The sequence below is a fragment of the Salidesulfovibrio onnuriiensis genome, from assembly GCF_008001235.1.
Classification (GTDB): domain Bacteria; phylum Desulfobacterota; class Desulfovibrionia; order Desulfovibrionales; family Desulfovibrionaceae; genus Pseudodesulfovibrio; species Pseudodesulfovibrio onnuriiensis.
In genome coordinates, this window is record NZ_CP040751.1 from 2,369,035 (window position 1) to 2,390,035 (window position 21,001).

Genomic DNA, 21,001 nt, shown 5'->3' on the forward strand with positions numbered 1-21,001 from the left:
TGTAGATGCTTATAACAGAAAACATGGTACCAATATTAGTTGGAAAGAGTTTGCTGAGAATAATGGTCTTGAAATTGTCAAATGGGCTGATGGTTCAGAACATGTCTTATTTCAGCCAGATCAACCCACTGGAAACACGAGCTCTGATGTCTGCTTTGTTTCCCGATCTGAGGCCGAACAGATTGCAATATTAAATGGCCATATCAATTATAATGACTACAGTACTCAGAATTGGAATTTAGATTCTGGTGATTATACTGGCTCAGTCATGGTCAGAACTGAAGACCGTGATGTTTTCTACAAAAATGATACACTTAGTACTTTTGCAAGTAGTGACTTTATTCCAGACATCAACTTTGGTTTTGATGAAATCAATAATTTCAAAGCGGGTTCAATTGCAATGGGTTTGGGCCCCTGGGCGCAGGGTCTATTTGCTTCCAACCTTGTTGCCATAAACCCGACGTATAACGTCACCGACCCATCGGTTCGTGATAACTGGCTCTACGAAAGCTGGCAGGAGCAGAATGCCGAGTGGGGTACCGCGGCGGGGGAAGCGGCCACTTGGTGGAACAACGTCCTGGGCGATTCTTCCGTCTGGAGCACGAGTTATGAATCCGTCAACACTACCCTTGAATTGAGTAGCTCCATACATGAAGAGCCAAATGTAACAAAGCCGACGAACATTCCCGGGGGGAATTCTTCCGGTAATGGTTTTAACAGCAGAGAAAAGAGCTTTAGTGAAAGGTTTGGTCGGTTTTATTATAGCGATGGCGTTGGTGGATATAATTTCCCCGCGTTCATGTTCCCTATCGTCATCGACCTTGATAATGACGGCGTAGAACTCACCGAGCTTGATGAATCCAATGTCTTTTACGACATGGACGACGATGGCTACAGGGAAAAGACGGGGTGGGTCGCGCCGGACGACGCCCTGCTGGTCATCGATATCGACGGCGACGGCGTCATCGACCAGGCCAAGGAAGTGGCCATCAAGCTCTGGTCCGAAGAGGCCAAGACCGACCTGGACGCCCTGCGCATCATGTTCAACACCAACAACGAAGGCGCATCCAAGGACCGCTTCGACGCGGCCGACGAACAGTTCGACAAATTCTACCTTTGGCAGGACTCCAACCAGAACGGCATCAGCGAGGAAGGCGAACTGACCTCCCTCGCCGACGCGGGCCTCGAAGGCATAGATGTCTCCGTGCCCGGCGCCAGCGACGACTTCACTTTGTGGGAAGACAAGGACGGCGACGGCATCAAGGACGACGGCGAGCTGACCGGCGACGGCGGCAAGCTCATCGAGGACGTGGGCAAGAACATTTCCCTGCGTGACGTGAAGATCGACTGGATAGGCGAAAGCAAGGGCCGCGCCTACGACACCATTTTCAAATACAGCGCCGCGGGCATGAAGCGGGACGAAATCGATGGCGGTTATCTCATCAATGTGGAGGACAGCGACGTCCAGCTGACCGTGCGCGAGCTGACCGACGAATCCGGCGTGACCATGGACCTGCATGAGGCCGGGGCCGACGTTGTCTACGCCGCCAAGGGCGACGACCATCTCTTTACCACCGGCATATCCGGCGTTGTCATGGACGGCGGCGACGGCGACGACACCCTGGAAGGCTCCAACGGCAGCAACTGGCTCAAGGGCGGCAAGGGCTCGGACGTCTTCAAGGGCGGCAGCGGCAGCGACGTGCTTTTCGTGGATGCCGAGGACAAGGTCGAGAACATCGACGGCGGCGCAGGCAACGACGTGGCCTGGGTCTCCAGCAAGGAGGCCGTCAACTTCGAGCTGGACAAGATGAACCTCGAAGCCGCCTACGGTAATGAGGGTGACGACACCTTCACCTCCTCCGGCGACGTGGGCATACAGGTACACGGCGGCAAGGGCAACGACCTGCTTCACGGCGGCAGCGGGGGGGACCTGCTCGTGGGCGGCGAGGGACAGGATATCCTGCAGGGCAATGCCGGGGACGACACCCTGTTTATCGACAGCTCCGACGACCTGAACATGGTGGACGGCGGCGACGGCGAGGACGCGCTGTTCGTCTATGACACCAAGGCCGTGAATATCGACATGGCCGCGCTCAACGTGGAGATTGCCAAGGGCAACGCGGGCGACGATGTTTTCTATACCACCGGCACCGGGGGCATCAGCGTGAACGGCCATGACGGCAACGACACGCTTACCGGCGGCGCGGGTGACGACGCATTCGTGGGCGGCAAGGGCGACGACCTGCTGCGTGGCAACGCCGGGAACGACCGCATGGACGGCGGCGCGGGCGACGATACGCTTGAGGGCGGCCGCGGCGACGACATGTATGTCTTCGGCTACGGAAAAGGCACCACGACCATCATCAACAGCGGCAAGGAAGACGAGGAGCAGGACATTGTCTGGCTGACGGACGATGTCTCCATTAATGATCTGGAAATGGCCCGGGACAAGGATGACCTTGTTGTCTCGCTCAAGGATTCCGAGGATAAGCTGATCCTCAGGGACTGGTACCTTGGAGAGAAGCACCGGGTGAACGCCTTGCTGCTTTCAGACAAGGACGCGGACAATCCCGAGGGCGTGTTCATCCTTGATGACAAGAACAACAAGATCACCCTGAAGGACGACCGAAGCTGGAATATTTTCACCATGGACGGTAACGACAAGCTTACCTCCAGGTCCGGCGATGACTACATTGACGGCGGCGTAGGCAACGACACGCTTGCAGGCGCTGCCGGCGACGACAGCCTTGTCGGCGGCATCGGCAACGATTCCCTGGACGGCGGCGACGGAAAGGATTTCCTGAGCGGCGGAACGGGAATGGATACCCTCACAGGCGGCCGTGGCTCCGATGTGCTTGCTGGCGGTCTGGGCAAGGACACCATCAATGCCGGGGACGGCAACGACATCATCGAAGGCGGCGAAGGACCGGATGTCATTGATGGGGGCGCTGATACCGACTCCATCATCTACCAGAACTCCAACTACGGCGTGGAAGTGGATCTTGCGGCGGGCACGGGCCTTGGAGGCAGTGCGGAAGGTGACAAGATATCCAACGTCGAAAACGTGTTCGGTTCCGACCATGCCGACAAGCTTACCGGCAACGACGAAGCTAACATCCTTTCCGGTGCGAGGGGAGACGACACCCTTATCGGCGGCAAGGGGGACGACACGTTCTTCGGAGGCCGTGGCGCGGACAGCATGGTGGGCGGCGAAGGCATCGACCTGGTTTCCTATGATCTTTCCAGTAACGGAGTCATCGTGGACCTGGGTGCGGGGGCCGGTGCGGGCGGTGATGCCGAAAACGACGTTTTCGAAGGTATCGAGAACGTCATCGGCTCCGAATATGACGATGTGATCCACGGCGACTCAGGCGCCAACCTGCTCAGCGGCGGGCATGGCGACGACCAGCTTGTGGGTGGTGACGGCGACGATTCCCTGTACGGCGGCGCGGGCAAGGATACCGCCATCTATGATGGCGACAGCGCCGATTACAGGCTTTCCCTGCGCGACACGCGAATCATCATCGAGAACATCTCCACCGGTGAAAAGGACACCCTGACCGACATCGAGGAGATCCAGTTCAACGACAAGGTGCTCAAGACAGAAGAGTTCCTGCCCTATGCCCGGGACGGCAAGGTGCAGTATCAGGAGGGTGATACGGACGGCATTACCGGTACCCTTGCCGATGCAGGCGTGACCACCGTTACCTATGCGGTGGAGACTGGGCCCGAACACGGCGAGCTGGCAATTAATGCGGACGGCTCCTACACCTACGTGGCCGAGGAAGGTTATCTGGGCAAGGACAGCTTTACCTTCAAGGCCACCGACGCGAACGGCGTCATCAATGTGGGCAGCATGGAAGTGAACATGCAGACCACCCAAGACGGAACCGAATATACCGTCAATGCCTATGCTGCCAACGCGCAACAGGAACCGGCTATCGCCGTGCTCGCCGATGGCGGTCATGTGGTCGTCTGGCAGGATAACCAAAGCCGGGACGGCAGCGGAGAAGGAGTCTTTGCCCAGCGTTTTAACGCACAGGGCAACAAGATTGGCGATTCCTTCCAGCTGAATACTTCCACTAGCAGCACTCAGTATCAGGTGGAAGTTGCCGCACTGACGGGTGGCGGATTCGTTGCCACCTGGAGCTGCTACAGTTCCGGGCAGTATGAAATTCGCGGTCAGCAGTACGATAATGAAGGCAATAAGGTCGGAAGTGAGTTTCAAGTCAATACATCAACCAGCGGCCAGCAGCGTGAATCCGAGATTTGCGCACTTAACGGTGGCGGCTACGTGGTCGTTTGGCAAGATGAAGGCGGAAACGACGGCAGCAGCTGGGGGGTATATGGCCAGCGTTTTGACAGTGAAGGAAGCAAAGTAGGTGAAGAGATCAATGTCAGCACCTATGACCTCAACAGTCAGTGCAGGCCCGATGTCACCTCACTTTCCGATGGCGGGTTCATTGTCACCTGGGCTTCCAGCTTCAATGGCACCACTGGTTCCGATGTGTACTGCCAGCGTTACGATGCTCAGGGGAAGCAGGTTGGTACTGAATTTATAATCAACACCTATTGGGCTGCCCAGGAGGATTATCCCACAATCGCTGAACTGAGTGATGGCGGCTTTGTGGTTACATGGGTCAACAACAATGGCCAGGATGGCAGCGGCGAAGGAATCTTTGCTCAGCGTTTTGACGCAAATGGGGTTAAGGTTGGTGATCAGTTCCAGGTGAATACTTTCAATAGTTCCACCCAGTGGAGACCTGATGCGGTTGGCTTGGCTGACGGCGGTTTTGTCATTGCCTACGAATCCTATGGGCAGGATGGGTCGAGATATGCAGTATGCGCCCAGCGTTATGACCAAGACGGCAACACGGTTGGTACTGAGATTCGTTTGAATCAGGGGACTTCAGATTATCAGCAAATGCCGTCATTGGCCGCACGCGAGGACGGCAGCTTTGTGGCTACCTGGCATACTTGCCACGAGGGCAATTGGAATATCAGCGCCCGCCATTTCGCGGCCACGGATCAAATTGTCGAAGGGTCTTACGGCAACGATGTACTTACCGGCGGAGATGGTGATGATATCATTATCGGTGGCGCAGGACATGATCATATCAATGCAGGCAAAGGAGATGACTCCATTGATGCCGGAGCCGGTAGTGATGTTGTGCTCGGTGGTGAGGGGAACGACAGTCTTTATTACTATAACTCCGATGATGCTGTTCAAATTAACTTGGAAGCAGGTACTGCTGCTGGCGGCTATGCCGAAGGTGACAGTATTTCCAGTGTGGAAAACGTCGAAGGCTCGATTTATGCCGACGAACTGACTGGGGACGTCAACGCGAATAAGCTCGCGGGCGGGTATGGTGACGATACCATAAAAGGTGGCGCAGGGGATGACACGCTTTTTGGTGATGGAGGTTCGGATACGGCGGTGTTCGAGGGAGCTATCGCCGGACTATGTGATCACTCGCGAAAACGGCTCCATCTTGGTCGAGCATAAGGCCAGCGGTGAAACGGACACCCTCCATAGTTTTGAAAATCTTCAGTTTAGTGACAAGACCTTCAAAATTTCCGAGGCAGGCTATGCCGTGGACGGAGCAATCTCCCTGATGGCCAACAATGCCGACGGCATCTCTGGGACTTTGGCCGACAGCCAGGCCGATAGCGATGCCGCCGCAGTTGCCTATTCGTTAGTCCAGGGGCCGGAACACGGGGAACTGGTGATCAACTCCGACGGCACCTACTCCTACAAGGCCACAGATGGCTATACAGGTACGGACACCTTTACCTTCAAGGCCGTCACCACTGACGGCGTGGCCAACGTGGGCAGGATGTCCGTGGATGTGAAAGCAACCGAAGTGAGCAGCGAATACCAAGCCTCTACTAACAAATCCGGGCAGATGGATCCTGACATCACTGTTCTCAAAGACGGCGGCTATGTCGTAGTCTGGTGCGATGCCAGTAGCCGTGACGGTTATGGTAATGGGGTCTACGGGCAACGCTTTGATCGCCACGGCAACAAAGCCGGCCAGGAATTCAACCTGAGCTCGATGGATTTCAATGACCAGCTGTGGGCCAAGGTTACCGGGTTAGAAGACGGTGGTTTTGTCGCAACATGGGCGTCGTATGGTAACGATGGAAGCAACTATAGTATCCAGGGGCAACGCTTTGATTCCGCCGGAAATTTGATAGGCACGCAGTTTCAGGTCAATACCACGAATAAGAATCAGCAACAGGAGCCTGTCACTCACTCCCTCGCTGACGGCGGATTCGTGATTGTCTGGCAGGACTACGGCAACGATGGAAATGGTTGGGGCGTTTACGGCCAGCGCTACGGTACTGACGGACAGAAGGCCGGTGAAGAGTTTAAGGTTAACTCCTACACAAAAGATGGCCAGTACATGCCCGACGTGACCAGCTTGGCGGACGGTGGGTTTGTCGTGTCATGGACGTCCAATAAAGAGGGGACTTATAACGTCGTGGCCCAGCGCTACGATGCCGAAGGCAAGGTCGTGGGCGAGGAGTTCATGGTCAACACTTATTTGGCAAGTGAAGACAACTACTCCAAGGTTACCTCCATGGCAGACGGTGGATTCGTGGTGGTTTGGTCCAACAACGGCCGTGACGGCAATAGCTATGGCGTTTACGGTCAGCGTTTCGACAAGGACGGAAAACATGTTGGCGATGAATTCCAGGCCAACACCCATACTAACTCCAGTCAGAATGTCCCGGATGTCGTTGGCCTTGCAGACGGCGGTTTTGTCGTCGCCTGGCAGTCTCATCTCATAGATGGCTCCGACTACGGCATCTGCATCCAGCGTTACGACAAGGACGGCGCTAATGTGGGAGAGGAAACCCAAGTCAATGAGTACACTGTCAGCACCCAGGATAAACCGGAGTTGGCTGCTCTCAGTGACGGCGGTTTTGTGGTGGTTTGGGAATCTTTCATCGGCGGAGGGCAATGGCAGATTCGCTCCCGGTATTACCCGGCAACCCATGCATTAATCGACGGCACGGATGGCAACGACGTCATTACTGCCGGCGATTATGACGACACGTTGATCGGTGCAGCAGGCCACGATTTCCTGGATGGAGGCAAGGGGAACGACAGCATTGACGGTGGGCTGGGGGCGGATACCATCAATGGTGGCGAAGGTTCGGATACCGTTACCTATGCTGCTTCTGAAGAAGCCGTGAAGGTAGACCTGTTGGCTGGCGAAGTCTCCGGTGGCCTGGCTCAGGGCGATACCCTGACCAATGTGGAGAACATCGTCGGCACGGACCATAACGACACCCTCATGGGTGACGCAGCCGCCAACGAACTCTTCGGCGGCAAGGGCGACGACACTCTTGCCGGCGGAGCGGGTGACGACGTGCTTAAAGGCGGCGAAGGCAACGACGTTGTCGTCTACGTCGGAGCAATGGCCGACTACCTCCTCATTCGTGATGGCGATTTCATCACTGTAGAGCATGTGGCCAGCGGCGAAAAGGACATCCTCACCGGCGTGGAGTCTATTCAGTTCAGCGACACCCTTTTTAATATCGATGGATTCGCTCATGCCACGAAGGATGGCATCTCCATACGGCCCGGCGATGCGGATGGAATTCAAGGAACCTTGGCTGGTAACAACTCCACAGGCGTGGTCTATTCGTTGCTCCAGGAACCGGAGCATGGCGTCCTGACTCTCAATGCAAACGGTATCTATACCTATGTTCCCGCAGCGGGCTACACCGGTTCGGATTTCTTCAGCTTTAAAGCCGTCAATGCCACAGGCGTTGTCAGCACGGGAAGCATGACCGTGGACGTGAAGGCCGCGACTGAAACCGAAGCTGTCACGGTAGAGGGCGGCGAAGGTAATGACGTGCTCATGGCCGGTGACTTTAATGATACTCTCAAAGGCTTGGGAGGCAACGACTACCTGGAAGGAGGCAAGGGCGATGACTTCCTGGACGGCGGCCTGGGCGGCGACAAGCTTCAAGGGGGTGAAGGGACCGATACCGTCACCTACAAGGCCTCCGACGATGGCGTGCAAGTAGACCTTTTCACCGGTGCCGCCACAGGCGGGTATGCTGCGGGCGATACCTTCGTTGACGTGGAAAACGTTATCGGCTCTCAGTTCTCTGACGCCATCATTGGCAACGACGGAGCCAACCTGCTGGACGGCCTTTCCGGGGATGATACCCTTCTGGGAGGTCTTGGCAGTGATACCCTGCACGGTGGCCAAGGTATGGATACAGCCGTGTTCCGCCACATTATTGCTGATTATGCAGTCGTTCGCGACGGCGAAGTGGTTACGGTGGAACACAAGATTTCCGGCGACAAGGATACTTTGACCGGCATTGAGTTCCTGGAGTTCGCGGATACTACGGTTGCGGTTGCCGAATTCGGTTATGCCTTCGACGGAAACATCATTCTTCAACGAGGAGATGCCGATGGTGTGACCGGATCTTTGGCGGCGCCGGACACTATGGGTATCTCCTATGAACTGGTGAGCGGCCCGGTCCATGGTGTTGTGGATGTTAAATCCGACGGTTCCTTCTCCTTTGTTTCAGCGAATGACTACGTGGGGCAGGATTCGTTCAGCTATAAAGCCGTGGATGCCAACGGCATCACAACTTTCGCAAACATGGTTGTGGATATCCGTCATGACCATGTCGGCGAATATGAAGTCAATACCCATAGGCCGGGCCCACAAGAGGAGGCTTCCATCACAACATTGGTGGATGGTGGTTTCGTTATTGTTTGGCAAGACGCAAGCGGACAAGATGGAAGCGGCTACGGTGTTTATGGGCAGCGCTATGATAGTAGGGGTGGTAAACTTGGCGAGGAGTTTGCCCTGCATTCCATTACGGCAAGTGATCAGGCCCACCCGCATGTGACAGCCCTTGCCGGTGGTGGCTTTGTAGCTGTCTGGGGCTCTTGCGCTGTTGATGGTAGTGGCTACGGAATTTGTGCCCAGCGTTTTGATGCCAGCGGGAATAAGGTTGGCGAAGAGTTTCAGGTCAACACCTATACCGCTGGTGAACAGAATTATCCCTGTGTGGCTGGCCTTGAAGATGGCGGGTTCGTCATTGCTTGGGATGAAAGAAACGGCTTAGACGGCAGCAATTCCGGTGTTTACGCCCAACGCTATGACGCGGAAGGCAATAAGGTCGGAGATAATTTTAATGTTCCTGATCACCTAGGGGATAGCCAGGAGAAATCCAAAATTATCGGGTTATCCGATGGTGGCTTTGTTGTTGTCTGGCAGAGTGCCCATGATCAGGATGGTTCCGGCTGGGGCACCTACATGAAGCGGTACGACGTAAATGGAGATGCGGTCGGAACCTCCGTCAAGGTGAACGAGTACTGGAGCAGTTATCAGTATCAGCCTGCGGTTACCGAGTTGAACAATGGTGGAGTTGTCGTCACCTGGACCTCCAACCGCTCGGGCAGCAATGGTGAAGGAATTTTTGGCAAGCGCTATGACAAGGATGGGAACCCGCAAGGCGGTGAGTTTCAGGTCAATACTTACAATAATTCCACCCAGTGGCAGTCCGAGGTGACAGCACTTACAGATGGCGGTTTTGTCGCGGTCTGGGCCTCCTATGTTCAGGATGGAAGCGGCTACGGTGTTTACGGTCAGAGGTTCAATGCTGCTGGTGACAAAGCCGGCACTGAATTTCAGGTGAACTCACATGTTGGAGACCGGCAGTGCCTGCCTGTAGTTACCCCCTTGGATAACGGAGGTTTTGTGGTCGCGTGGCAGTCCATAGACGGTTCTGATGAAATCAGGATGCGTTTGTTTACCGGCTCCAATCAGGTAATGGAAGGCTCTATCGGCAATGATTTCATTTCCGGCGGCGACGGCAATGATACTCTTTCCGCAGGTGCTGGCTTCGACAAGCTCGAGGGCGGGCTCGGCGATGACAACATGTCCGGCGGTGCCGGTGCGGATGTCCTGGATGGAGGCGAAGGCATAGACATGGCCTCCTATGTTGGTTCCGATGCGGCGGTGAACATCGATCTAGCTGCAGGCACTACAGAAGGCGGTCATGCCAAAGGTGACATTCTCATCAACATCGAGAACTTGACCGGTTCCGATCATGACGACGTGCTTATGGGCAATGCGGCCGGCAATACCTTGGACGGCGGTAAGGGCGATGATACGCTCTTTGGCGGCGGGGGATGCAATAGCTTGGTTGGTGGTGATGGTTTAGATGTGGTCCGTTTCTCGGGGGCTGTGTCAAACTACAGCGTGACCCTGACTGAAGGTGTTTTTACTGTACAAAACAAAAACACCGGAACGGTGGACACCCTCTCTAGTGTGGAAGTGCTGGAGTTCATTGACACCACAGTCCATGTGGACGATTTGGTTGCCGCAGGTGAGGGCCGGGTCACCCTAGTTGAGGGAGAGGCCCCACTGGCTGGAACCTTGGCCGACGAGAAATCCGCGAGCGTTAAGTATGAAGTGATCACCGGGCCTGTTCATGGCGTGCTGGTCCTCAATGAGGACGGTTCCTATACCTTTCAAGCCGACGAGGGTTTCAGCGGTACCGATATCTTTACCTACAAGGCTGTGGATGCCAATGGCATTATTACAACCGGGACCATTGCCGTTGATGTATTCGCTTCGCAAAACGGTGTGGAATACGCTGCCAATTCATACATCCCGGGCACCCAACGCAGAGTGTCTGTTTCGGGGCTCAAGAACGGGGGGTACGTAACCGCTTGGCATGACGAAAGTGGGCATGATGGAAGCAATATCGGCGTCTTTGGGCAGCTTTATGACAAACATGGTGCAAAAGTTGGCACCGAGTTCCAGCTTAATACGCAGGACAACAATTCTCAGAACCATCCCTCGGTGGCCTGCTTGGAAGATGGTGGTTTTATCACAACTTGGGCCTTGGGCCGGGCAGCCGGACATCTAAATGTTATCGCCGCCCAGCGTTTTGATGCTCAGGGTAACAAGGTCGGCAGCGAATTCGAGGTCTGCGACGAACGGGGCGACTGTTTAGAACCTTCGGTATCTGGGCTTTCTGGCGGTGGTTTTGTTATCACATGGTATAACTCTACTGTTGATGGTGACAGCAATGGTATCGTAGCCAGATGCTATGACTCCAATGGGACTCCTGTAAGCGATGCTTACATAGTGAATACTTACACCTATTCAGCGCAGAATCAGCCAAAAGTAACCTCGCTTTCGCATGGCGGTTACGTTATTACCTGGGCCTCTAACACTCAGGATGGCAGCTGTTATGGCATATACTGCAAGGAATTTGACGCCAGTGGCAATGCTATGACTGGTGACATACGGGTCAATTCATATATTGCCGGGGATCAGCATGTTCCCGATGTTTGTGCCATGGGAGACGGCAGCTATGTCATTGTCTGGCAGGATGCTGGCAAGGATGGAAGCAGCAATGGCATTTATGGCCAGCGATTTGGCGCCAACGGTATAAAACTTGGCAGCGAGTTTTCCGTGAACACATACATAACCTCCAGCCAAAGCGAAGCAAGCATTTCCGCGTTGCCTGACGGTGGGTTTATCGTAACATGGAATTCCAATGGCCCGGACGGGAGCGGTTACGGCATTTATGGTCAGCGTTTTGATGCTGATGGCAACAAGCTCGGAACCGAATTCCGCATTAACGACAACGTAAGCGGTGATCAGCTGTATTCGGAGGTCTCCGTACTCAAAGACGGCAGCATTGTGGTGGCCTGGGAGTCTGCTGACAACGGGACTTGGGATATCAAATCCAAGCTGCTGGCGGCTTCCAACCGTCACTTGGCCGGAACCGAAAACAACGATGTGCTGGCCGGTTTTGCTGGCAGCGATACCCTGGTGGGTCTCGGCGGTCGTGACAATCTGGTTGGTGGCGCAGGTAATGACAGTTTGGACGGGGGTAACGGTTCTGATACTCTGATAGGTGGTACGGGTAAAGACGTCATGGATGGCGGTCAGGGTACGGATACTGCCGTATTCGCAGGAGAAAAGGCCGACTACGAGGTCGTGTTCGGCGAAACAGCCACCACCGTAAAGCACATTGATACTGGCGATATCGACACCCTGGTGAACGTTGAATATCTCCAGTTTGACGATCAGACCGTGGAAGTCACTACGACCATCGATGTCTCCGACCCTGAGGAAAGTCCCTACGGCACTGAGGTGGCGGACATTCTTCAAGGCACGGATGCCACAGACCGTTTGTTCGGCCGTGGCGGTGGAGACATCTTCTACGGCAAGGACGGAAACGATTGGCTTTACGGCCAAAAAGGCGATGACACCATCCACGCCGGTGCCGGTGCAGACCGTGTCTTCGGGCACGACGACAATGACGAACTGCACGGCGATGACGGCGACGATATGCTGTACGGTGGACTTGGTGACGATTTTATCGATGGCGGCAGCGGCGATGATTCCATCATTGGCGGTCTCGGTGCGGACACCCTCGACGGTAGTTCCGGAAACGACACTATCACCTATACCTCATCCTCTAGTGGTATCAGTCTAGATCTTGGTACAGGATTCGGTTCTGCTGGCGACGCTGAAGGCGATGTGGTCAGTAATGTGGAGAACGTATTCGGTTCCTACTTTGGCGACACCATTTCCGGATCTGCAGCAGACGAGCACCTAAGTGGCCTTTCCGGTGACGATGTACTTACGGGCGGTGAAGGTACTGACTTCCTTAACGGCGGTGCTGGCAACGACACGTATCTGTTCAGCTCAGGTGACGGGGCTGATGACATTCAGGATTCAAGTGGCAACGATAAGATCATATTCGGAGAAGGTTTAACTGAGGGTGAATTGTGGTTTAGCCAGGAAGACAACAATTTAACTATTGGAGTAATTGGCACTGAAGACAAGCTTACTGTTTCTGATTGGTATGCTGGCGATGAAAACCGTATTGAAGAATTCACATTGAGCGATGGAAGCATTCTTATGGCAGGCCAGGTGCAATCCCTAGTGGACGCAATGTCGGCCTATACTCCGACTGGCGCTGGAGTTCTGACCGTTCCCAACGAAATTCAGGATGACGTTCAGAACATTATCGCAACGAATTGGCAGAAGTCATAAAAGACATCTACTTGAACCTTATAAGAAAGGCCGCCCCTTTAGGCGGCCTTTCTCATTTCTTAACTCAATAACTAAAGACAGAAGTTGCCCTACTTCTTTGATCTGGATATATTTTGGGATTCCCCTTTCACTGTTGACGAGATGCCTGATGGCAACGCTGACTATTATACCCAGTCTTTAACCTCTTTAGATATATTCATGACTGCAAATTTGTTTGACGAGGACTTATGTAAGGGCATCGCTTCGATGCATGAGAATTTCTGTTAGCTGCAAGGATATCATACGTTGTAAGAGAAGTGGGTCCACTTCTTTACTAACAGGTTTGTGGCCTTTACGGCGAACTCGGGCAACATATTGGTTTTTATTTTTCCCCTTAGTGTTTAGGAATTCTTTTTCCAAATCGTGGTCATGGGGTGCTCCTTATGGGAGTGATTTTAAGCCATGGTGTCACTGTGTTGTCAATTTGTAGGGTGCAAAAAAAGAGTTTACGGAAATTCAACTCGTAAACTCTTAATTTTATTGGTACCCGGGACGGGAGTCGAACCCGTACAGTGTTGCCACCGAGGGATTTTAAGTCCCTTGCGTCTACCAGTTTCGCCACCCGGGCATGAGGGGGATTATCCTTATCCCGCATGAGCGGCGCAAGTCAATGCGATCCTGCGCCTATTTGAAGAGTTCCAGGTAATTGGCGAACAGCCTCGGGCTGACGCGGCTGTAGTGGTCGAAGTCCGCAATGAGTTCCAGCCCGGGGATGAAGGCGCGAACCACCGGGATCTGGAGATCCTTGCGCATGAGATCCACGTAGCATGGAGTGTAGCCGTTGGCCGCAAGTGTCGCTTCCAGCACCATGAGATCGCCTTCCGCACTGCCCGTGGAGTAGTCGGGCAGGTCTTCCAGGCGGCGGACAGGCAGGTCCTTCGGCCCCGGGGAACCTGCTTGGCCCGGGAAGGGGTAGGGGGTTTCGGTCATGGCCGAGAGCAGTGCGTTTTTGCCGCATAAGTCCGCGCCAGAGCCCTGAATCACATCCCCATGTTTGCCGAGTACCACGGATTTGTAGCAGGGAACACCGAATTCCGGGGTCATGTCCAGGAACCAGACATCAATACCGCAGTCCTTGTAGGAATCCAGGAGCTTGGTGATTTCCGGGTCGTCGGTTTCGATTCGGAAGGCGCGGGACAGGTCAAAGGGAATGGTTGCGCCGCTGTCGCGTTCAATGACTTCCAGCAGCCCGGAGACCTTGGCCTCGGCAAAGGTGTTGCCTGAGGCGAGCCCTGTGGACCCGAGGGCGCTGAAAAGGCTTACCTCGTCGCAGTTGTTGAACAGGAACACGAACTGGACAGGTATCCAGATGGGTGACTGGCCGCCAGCGCCATCCGGCATGTGCGCTTCCATCCAATAGAGCTTCTGGTCCGTGTAGGGCACTTCCAGGTTGAAGCTGTTGGGATCGAGAGCGGGCGCGCCCAGCTCGCTGAGGCGTGCGTGTTTGAGCGGGTATTCCCTTGCGTACCCTGTCACGCCTTGCGGCCGGATGTCGGCATATGCGGAAAAACGTTCGGCCATCTCCATGGAATAGGAGACATCGGCCCGTTCGTCTGTGAGGCCTCGGCCATAGCATGTCTGTATGCCGTCCAGGGTGATCCTGTTGCGGCCATTGGAGACGGTGCGGGTGAAATGCCAGTGGCGCAGACGGTTTACGGGGCTCAGGGATGCCTTGTGGGCCATGGCCGGTCCCATGAATGCACCGGCCTTTCCCAGTACGGAAAGGGCGTTTTGCGTAACCTCCTGCATGGGAGCGCGTTTCTTGGGGGCGGGAAGTTTCGGATCCAGTTCTTTGCGGATGTCGCCTGCCCGAACCGCTTTGCGCGGATCGGGAATGTCCCCGGAGAAGGGGGGATTCATGCCCAGTTCCTGCGAGGCTTGCAGCGGGGTGTGGGTCTGGATGTTGGCGCGGAAGATTTTGATCCATTCCTGATGCCGGTCACGGTCTTCAAGCAGGGATGAACGTATGTGGATGGCCGGTGTGTGTGCGGAAAGTTCCCGGGGATCGATCCCGTCGAACAGAGGCAGGTATTTCTTCAGCCGTTCATGGCAGAGGCTGGCTTCGTAGAGCAGGGCGGTAACGACCGGGTCCCTTCTGCCGCCGTCCTGGGCCGCCTCCCTGATGAGTTTTTCCACCTTTTTGGGGCGTTGCTTGTCCAGGTGCTGAAGCACGAATTCGTGCATGTAGTCGTCAAACGGGGCGGCCCGCAGGGCCGCGAGCATATCGTTGAAGCTCAGGTTGGTGTCGGGCACGGCTGCGAAACAGCCAACGCCGGACTGGGTGTCCATCAGTTGCAGTTTGTAGAGCATGTGCTTCCCCGTGGGTGGTCTAAGTCTTCACTGTCGTGTTTTAGCGGATGGACTCGACGAGCTCCCTGACCTGAGGCAACAGCGCCTCGGCCATGGCCCGTACACCGTCTTCGTTCGGGTGCAGGCCGTCCATGAGTTTGAGCATGGGATTGCCCAAGTACGGGCGAATGATGTTCGGGAAAAGCGGAACGCCCAGGCTTTCCGCAAGTTCCCGGAAGATTGGATCAAACATTTGGCGATATTCCGCAGGGATATCGCTATGGCAGGCAAAACCCACCAGCAGAACCGGTATGTTTTTTCCCATGAAGGCTTGAACCAGGGTGGCGATGTTTTTTCGCACCAGTTCCACTGGCTCGCCGATGAAGCAATCGTTGGCACCGAATTCGATGACTGCTGCGTCGGGCTCCGCATTGAGAACGTGGTTGAGCCTGAGCAGGCCGTCATGAGAAGTGTCGCCGGAGACTCCGAAGTTGAGGGCATGCACCTTGATGCCTTCGCTGCTCAGCATTGCTTCCAACACTGCGGGCAGCGCATGGATCTTTTGCAGCCCGTATCCCTCTGTCAGGCTATCGCCGAAGAAGGCCAGTTTCGGAGTCGTCTCCCGCATGATCAACTCTCAAGCCAGTCTTTTACCTTGTCGGCTTCCGCATCCCATTCCTTGCTCAGGCGGACCGTGAGAAAGACCCGGAATACCGTGTCCAGCATGCCCATGCATTTTTCGATGAGGTAGATCTTTTCCAGGAACTTGGCGTCCGGGTCATCCCCTTCCTCATCCTTGGTCTGGATCTTGGGGGTCTTGAAACCGCTCAGGGAAAAGTCGTCTGCCTTGAGCTGCAGCAGCCATTCGTCCTGGTCCATTTCAAAGCGGAGCTGGGCCTTGTGGACCTTTTTTCCGGTGCGAAGGCCGGTCTTGGCTTCGGTCAGTTCGCCGCGTGGGCTGCTGACGGATGCGGTTTCCTTGCCTTCGCCTTCTCCGCCTTGCACCGAGACGCGCTGCTCCATGTTGACATGGAAGGTGTGGTTGTCCTTGTTGGTGAACAGCGGGGTTTCCGCTTCGGTCTTATACCAGAGCCAGGTCAGGAAATCCTGGCCGATGATCGTGTTTTCGCGTTCCACCAGAGTGAGATCCATGTTGCCTCCTAGACGAAGATGGTGGGGTCGAGGTCTTCCAGCTTGCTGACGGCTTCTTCGCCGAGCATGTCCATGGCCAGGAAGAACGGAGTCAGGGGTTCGAGGTGCAGATCGAAGGTCTGGGTGAAATGGTCCTCGAACAGGGCCTTGGCCTTGGCGTTGGTGGTATCGATGTAGATGCGGTTGTTGGATGGATCCCAGACCACATCGAAGACCGCCGGGATGGGCAGGGACCTGGCCCGCAGCCGCAGGGTGACCTGCTCCTTGATTTCCCGCTTGCGGTCGCGGCTGACGAAATTCTTTCCCTGCTCCTTGGCCTGCGCCATCTCCTTGTTCAGGGCGATGGTGAAGTGCTTCTTGAGCACGGCGGGCTGCACGCGGCGGGTATCCAGGCGCAGGGAAAAGGTGAAGTAGTTGGCCTTTTCCGGCGGGGACTGGGTCCATTCCATGTCCAGCATGTCGTCCATGTTGGTCCAGCCAAAGGAGCGTTCCTCGGCGGTTTCATCTATGTCTATGAACTTGAATTGGTGAAGTTTTTCAGGGATCTGGCGCAGCATGTCGTCGGTCATTTCTTCGATGACCCGGTAGCGTGTCAATCCGCAGCTCGCAGCGATGATGCTCAAGACCGTTTCCTCCGTTTCGATCAATAATTGTGAATGGCCCAATGGGTAGAATCATTCGTCCGGGTTGTCCAGTGAATTCCTGGCATATGCGTGCCCTGTAACGGCTGTGGGTGGCATGCAAATTGTATTAATTTAGTAACGGCAAAAGCCGATAAGACTACAAAGGAGATAGAACTTTGCAACGACCATGACGAACCTGATGCCAGGAGGGCGGAGCCATGAAAGTCTGGAGTGTCAGAACCGATGGCAAATTGATGTATTTCGGGGATAAACAGCGCAAGATGCTGACCTCGAGCGGGTGTAATGAACCCTTCCGCAATGTGTACTGGTGCCCGAAGCGCAAGTGGTTCCAGCGCGAGCCCTGTCCGTTCGTCAATAAAATGGAGTGTGATACCTATCTCCGCATGTGCGGTTCGCTCTGATTTCTTGAACAATTTTGTGTAGGCAATAACATTTTTGTTGAGCCCGGCGGAAATGATTCGCCGGGCCTTGTTTTGTGCGCGGCGAAAACGTACACAATATGCAAAAGGAGAGACTAGATGGATTCATTAATGGAATTGATAGCTTTGTTGGAGAAGAGGGCGCAGCAGATACGCTCCCTGGAGGAACGGGCCGACAAGGTAATCCAGGAACAGGGCGATCAGGAAGGATACGAGCGGATCATGCGCGAAAAGGCCACTCTTCTGGCCGAACTCTACGAGGATACACGGGCGCTGAGCCATGGTTTTGATGATATGGTGGATGCAAGGCTAGAGCGGTTTTCCCAGAGCGCATTTTCATCTCTCAAGGTTGGGAGCGTCTTTTTCATGTCCGCCTTGCTGTACCCGGAAGATCACAAGCCGGGCGACCTCAATGATCTTGAGAGGTTCATCGAAACGTTGAGGGGTATGAAAGTCTAGGACGGTGGCTTCCAATCCTGGTCTTTTTGCTTGCGCCTGCGATCGGCCTGCTCCTTCTGGCCGATGACCACCAGGGCGTGCATCGCATCTTCCTGGTGGCGGTCCATGTTGATGAACATACAGCCGACCACGCCTTTTTCATGCCGCATGACCTTACACTCAACGGCCTCGGCCATGATCTTGTTCTTGTAGACGATATCCAGCTTGATGACAGCGCCTCCCTTGATCCGGGGCTTGGCGAATTTGAACCCGATGCCGGAAGCGCTGATATCCGCGGCATCCAGCAAGCCGCCGAGCCTGTCGCAGCGAATCTTCAGCCCGTCGACCGTAATGCGGAACGCTTTGCGCTTTTTGGCGCCTTCACTGTCCTTGTCCAGCTCGATGTTGAACCCCAGGGCGTCTTCATTGACGGGCTCGGCCGTTATGGCTTTTGCCTTTACCTTGCCCTTTGCCTTTTTTAGCTTGATGACGTCGCCGACATCGGCCTGCGGCAGTTTCTTCTTTTTTTTCTGGGCGGCGGCTTTCTTGAGCTTGAGGTCCTGTTCCGTTTGTTTTTTGCTTTTTTTCTTTTTCTTTTTTTCCGATTCGTTGCGTACGGTTTTCATGTCCTCGGCAATCTGGTCGGCATCGATGGTGCGCCCTGCTTTCATTTTAGAGGATTTTGCGGCGCGCCTGACGGGCACCTTTTTCTTGGCGGTTTTTTTCCTGGCGCCGAAAAGGCCGGTGAAGAAATCGAAAAAGCCCATGGGAGACCTCTGCTGAGAATAAACTGATTGCAGTAAACATATTGGAAAAAAAACGGATAGGCAAGATGCTTAGAATTTTCGGCATGTTCAGTGTGGAATAACAGTTTGTGAATTTCTGGATTAGGTCTTGACAATATGGCGGTTTGCAGCGAAATTAAGTAATCTTTTCAAGCTTAAATGGGTGTGAGTTTTAGGAGGAGCAAGAATGATTGGTGAACTTCTTTCCGGAATGGCCCACAGCACGGGAGCCGGTTTTGTCGGTGTCTCCCTGATCTTCATCTACCTTGCCTGGATCGTTGTGATCGGGTGTATCCGCGTTGGCGAGGCCATGAAAGAAGATCATCATTAAGAATATTTTTCCCAACAAAAAAGGCGCGGTCCCTGATGGGACCGCGCCTTTTTTGTTGATTGAATCTGTATGATTAGCCGCAGTAGGCTTCATCCTCCAACAGCTCCAGCAGATATTTACCATAGTCGTTCTTGAGCAGTTCGCAGGCCAGCTTCTTGAGTTGTTCCTTGCCGATGAAGCCCATGCGGTACGCCACTTCCTCGACGCAGCAGATAAGGTGTCCCTGACGTTCCTGAACGGCCTGCACGAATCCGGCCGCGCCGTAGAGGGATTCATGGGTCCCCATGTCGAGCCATGCATAGCCGCGGCCGAGCAGGCGCACCTGCAGATCGCCGCGTTTCAGGTAGGCGTTGTTCACGTCCGTGATCTCCAGTTCGCCGCGCGCGGAAGGTTTGAGCTTCTTGGCGATCTCAATGACATCGTTGTCGTAGAAATAAAGGCCTGTGACCGCGTATTTCGATTTGGGGCGTTGCGGCTTTTCCTCAATGCTGATGGCCTTGAGGCCTTTGTCGAATTCCACGACCCCGTAACGCTCGGGATCCTTGACCGGGTAGCTGAAGACGATGCCTCCTTTTTTCATGGCCGCGCTTTCCTGCAGCATGCCGGAGAGGCCTTCGCCGTAGTAAATATTGTCCCCGAGGATCAGGCAGACCGAATCGTTGCCGATGAATTCTTCGCCGATGATGAATGCCTGGGCCAGGCCTTCCGGTTTTGGCTGTTCCGCATAGGAGAGATTGATGCCGAGTTGCGAACCGTCGCCGAGCAGGTCCTTGAAGCGGGGGAGGTCTGCGGGGGTGGAGATGATGAGCACATCCCGGATGCCTGCCAGCATGAGCGTGGACAGGGGATAGTAGATCATGGGCTTGTCGTAGACGGGAAGGAGTTGCTTGCTGACGACACGGGTCAGGGGATGGAGCCGGGTACCGGAGCCGCCGGCCAAGATAATGCCTTTCATGAATCCTCGCAGGTCGTTGTTTTACTTATGCGCTCAGTTGCGATATCGCTTCAACAACATCGCGGGCTGCAGTATATATATGCCCCGGCGCAAAAAGCAACCGGCAGGGCCATGGTGCGGCCCTGTTTAAGGATAGATCATGATACGACCCCCCCAGTTCCACTTCACGGGCGGCCTTGTGTTCGCCATTCTCTTTCTCGTCGCTCTCTTTTTCCTGTTTGTTTTTCTTCCGGTCAGCATAGTGACCGAGTCCTTTTCCCGCCTCGGTGTGACCCCCGGACAGGGAATCCTGTTGCTGCTGGCCATCCTTTTGGGGCGCGCCGTCAATATCCCGGTGTATACGAGTCAGAGACTGGTCATGGTCAACCGCTCAGGTTCCTTCGAATTTACCCAGGGGCCCATGGGGGACGGGCGGATCCGCATCCAGGAGCCGGCCAATGAACTCAAACGGCAGGAGTTTGTCGTCAATCTCGGCGGCTGTGTTCTCCCTGTGGTCCTGAGCGTCACCTTTGCGCTTCGCCTGGCTTTGGGCGGGCAGGGCCTGGGCGCGATCCTGATCTGGGCCGGACTGTGCGCCCTTATTGTGGCCGTGGCCTGTTACGCCCTGGTCCGGCCCGACGCCGTGAGCGGGTTGCGTATACCACTCATAGCCCCGGCCTTGGTGACCATGCTCACGGTCTGGCTGCTTTCCCCCAAGGATGTGGCCCCCATAGTCGCCTATATGGCCGGTTCCGTGGGGACCATTGTCGGGGCGTGTGTTGCCCCGGTGCTGACTCCCAGGATTCGCAACAGTATCTCGGCCCCCGTGGTTTCCATTGGTGGCGCGGGGACCTTTGGGGGTATTTTTCTTGCCGGCGTCCTGGCGGTCTTTTTCATTTAGGAGGA

Annotated in this window: 11 protein-coding genes and 1 tRNA gene; 5 read left to right on the forward strand and 7 right to left on the reverse strand. The window is 55.0% G+C overall.

Going from position 1 to position 21,001, the window contains the following annotated elements:
* Positions 1 to 799: 799 nt before the first annotated feature.
* The gene (locus FGL65_RS10655; RefSeq protein ID WP_250645460.1) at positions 800 to 5,506 is read left to right on the forward strand and encodes an SPM autocatalytic domain-containing protein; all 4,707 of its coding nucleotides are present in this window, start codon (positions 800 to 802) and stop codon (positions 5,504 to 5,506) included.
* Entirely contained in the window at positions 5,466 to 13,064 is a 7,599-nt protein-coding gene (locus FGL65_RS10660; protein ID WP_187170358.1) for an Ig-like domain-containing protein, read from the forward strand. Before FGL65_RS10655 ends, FGL65_RS10660 begins: the two co-directional genes overlap by 41 nt.
* 520 nt (positions 13,065 to 13,584) lie before the next feature.
* Here FGL65_RS10660 and FGL65_RS10665 read toward each other — a convergent pair.
* The 5 genes from FGL65_RS10665 to rdgC all read right to left on the reverse strand — a co-directional run bounded on the left by FGL65_RS10665 (position 13,585) and on the right by rdgC (position 17,167).
* Positions 13,585 to 13,671 (reverse strand) — tRNA-Leu (locus FGL65_RS10665).
* A 56-nt stretch (positions 13,672 to 13,727) separates the two neighbouring features.
* Positions 13,728 to 15,413 (reverse strand): YcaO-like family protein, encoded by a 1,686-nt coding sequence (locus FGL65_RS10670; protein WP_147821188.1) that lies wholly within the window; start codon positions 15,411 to 15,413, stop codon positions 13,728 to 13,730.
* Positions 15,414 to 15,453: 40 nt separating this feature from the next.
* A complete protein-coding gene (locus FGL65_RS10675; protein ID WP_147821189.1) occupies positions 15,454 to 16,020 on the reverse strand; it encodes a GDSL-type esterase/lipase family protein in 567 nt (188 codons plus the stop codon).
* A gap of 2 nt (positions 16,021 to 16,022) precedes the next feature.
* Positions 16,023 to 16,544, reverse strand: a complete 522-nt coding sequence (locus FGL65_RS10680; RefSeq protein WP_147821190.1) for a hypothetical protein — start codon at positions 16,542 to 16,544, stop codon at positions 16,023 to 16,025.
* A gap of 8 nt (positions 16,545 to 16,552) precedes the next feature.
* A complete protein-coding gene (gene rdgC, locus FGL65_RS10685; protein ID WP_147821191.1) occupies positions 16,553 to 17,167 on the reverse strand; it encodes a recombination-associated protein RdgC in 615 nt (204 codons plus the stop codon).
* Between the two features lie 539 nt (positions 17,168 to 17,706).
* Between rdgC and FGL65_RS10695 the strand changes: the two genes are divergently transcribed.
* Positions 17,707 to 18,066, forward strand: a complete 360-nt coding sequence (locus tag FGL65_RS10695; protein WP_147821193.1) for a hypothetical protein — start codon at positions 17,707 to 17,709, stop codon at positions 18,064 to 18,066.
* Here the strand turns inward: FGL65_RS10695 and FGL65_RS10700 are convergent.
* The gene (locus FGL65_RS10700) at positions 18,063 to 18,812 is read right to left on the reverse strand and encodes a PilZ domain-containing protein (protein ID WP_147821194.1); all 750 of its coding nucleotides are present in this window, start codon (positions 18,810 to 18,812) and stop codon (positions 18,063 to 18,065) included. The two genes, FGL65_RS10695 and FGL65_RS10700, sit on opposite strands and share 4 nt — an antisense overlap.
* A 205-nt stretch (positions 18,813 to 19,017) precedes the next feature.
* On the opposite strand from FGL65_RS10700, the gene FGL65_RS18250 reads away from it, so the two are divergent.
* Positions 19,018 to 19,161 carry a hypothetical protein gene (locus tag FGL65_RS18250; protein ID WP_187170359.1) on the forward strand — a complete coding sequence of 48 codons (144 nt, stop codon included), beginning with the start codon at positions 19,018 to 19,020 and terminating at the stop codon, positions 19,159 to 19,161.
* A 73-nt stretch (positions 19,162 to 19,234) separates the two neighbouring features.
* On the opposite strand, the gene rfbA is transcribed toward FGL65_RS18250, so the two are convergent.
* On the reverse strand, positions 19,235 to 20,116 hold the full coding sequence (gene rfbA / locus FGL65_RS10705; RefSeq protein ID WP_147821195.1) for a glucose-1-phosphate thymidylyltransferase RfbA: 882 nt from the start codon (positions 20,114 to 20,116) through the stop codon (positions 19,235 to 19,237).
* 139 nt (positions 20,117 to 20,255) lie between these two features.
* Here rfbA and FGL65_RS10710 point away from each other — a divergent pair, with 139 nt between their 5' ends.
* Entirely contained in the window at positions 20,256 to 20,996 is a 741-nt protein-coding gene (locus FGL65_RS10710) for a DUF1614 domain-containing protein (protein ID WP_250645461.1), read from the forward strand.
* Positions 20,997 to 21,001 lie beyond the last annotated feature (5 nt).

Bases quoted from the DNA above. Each gene is read 5' to 3' on its own strand.
- FGL65_RS10675 (WP_147821189.1), bottom strand. From the start codon at position 16,020: ATGCGGGAGACGACTCCGAAACTGGCCTTCTTCGGCGATAGCCTGACA.
- FGL65_RS10710 (WP_250645461.1), top strand. From the start codon at position 20,256: ATGATACGACCCCCCCAGTTCCACTTCACGGGCGGCCTTGTGTTCGCC.
- FGL65_RS10655 (WP_250645460.1), top strand. From the start codon at position 800: ATGTTCCCTATCGTCATCGACCTTGATAATGACGGCGTAGAACTCACC.
- rfbA (WP_147821195.1), bottom strand. From the start codon at position 20,116: ATGAAAGGCATTATCTTGGCCGGCGGCTCCGGTACCCGGCTCCATCCC.
- FGL65_RS10700 (WP_147821194.1), bottom strand. From the start codon at position 18,812: ATGGGCTTTTTCGATTTCTTCACCGGCCTTTTCGGCGCCAGGAAAAAA.
- FGL65_RS10695 (WP_147821193.1), top strand. From the start codon at position 17,707: ATGGATTCATTAATGGAATTGATAGCTTTGTTGGAGAAGAGGGCGCAG.
- FGL65_RS18250 (WP_187170359.1), top strand. From the start codon at position 19,018: ATGATTGGTGAACTTCTTTCCGGAATGGCCCACAGCACGGGAGCCGGT.
- FGL65_RS10670 (WP_147821188.1), bottom strand. From the start codon at position 15,413: ATGCTCTACAAACTGCAACTGATGGACACCCAGTCCGGCGTTGGCTGT.
- FGL65_RS10680 (WP_147821190.1), bottom strand. From the start codon at position 16,544: ATGGATCTCACTCTGGTGGAACGCGAAAACACGATCATCGGCCAGGAT.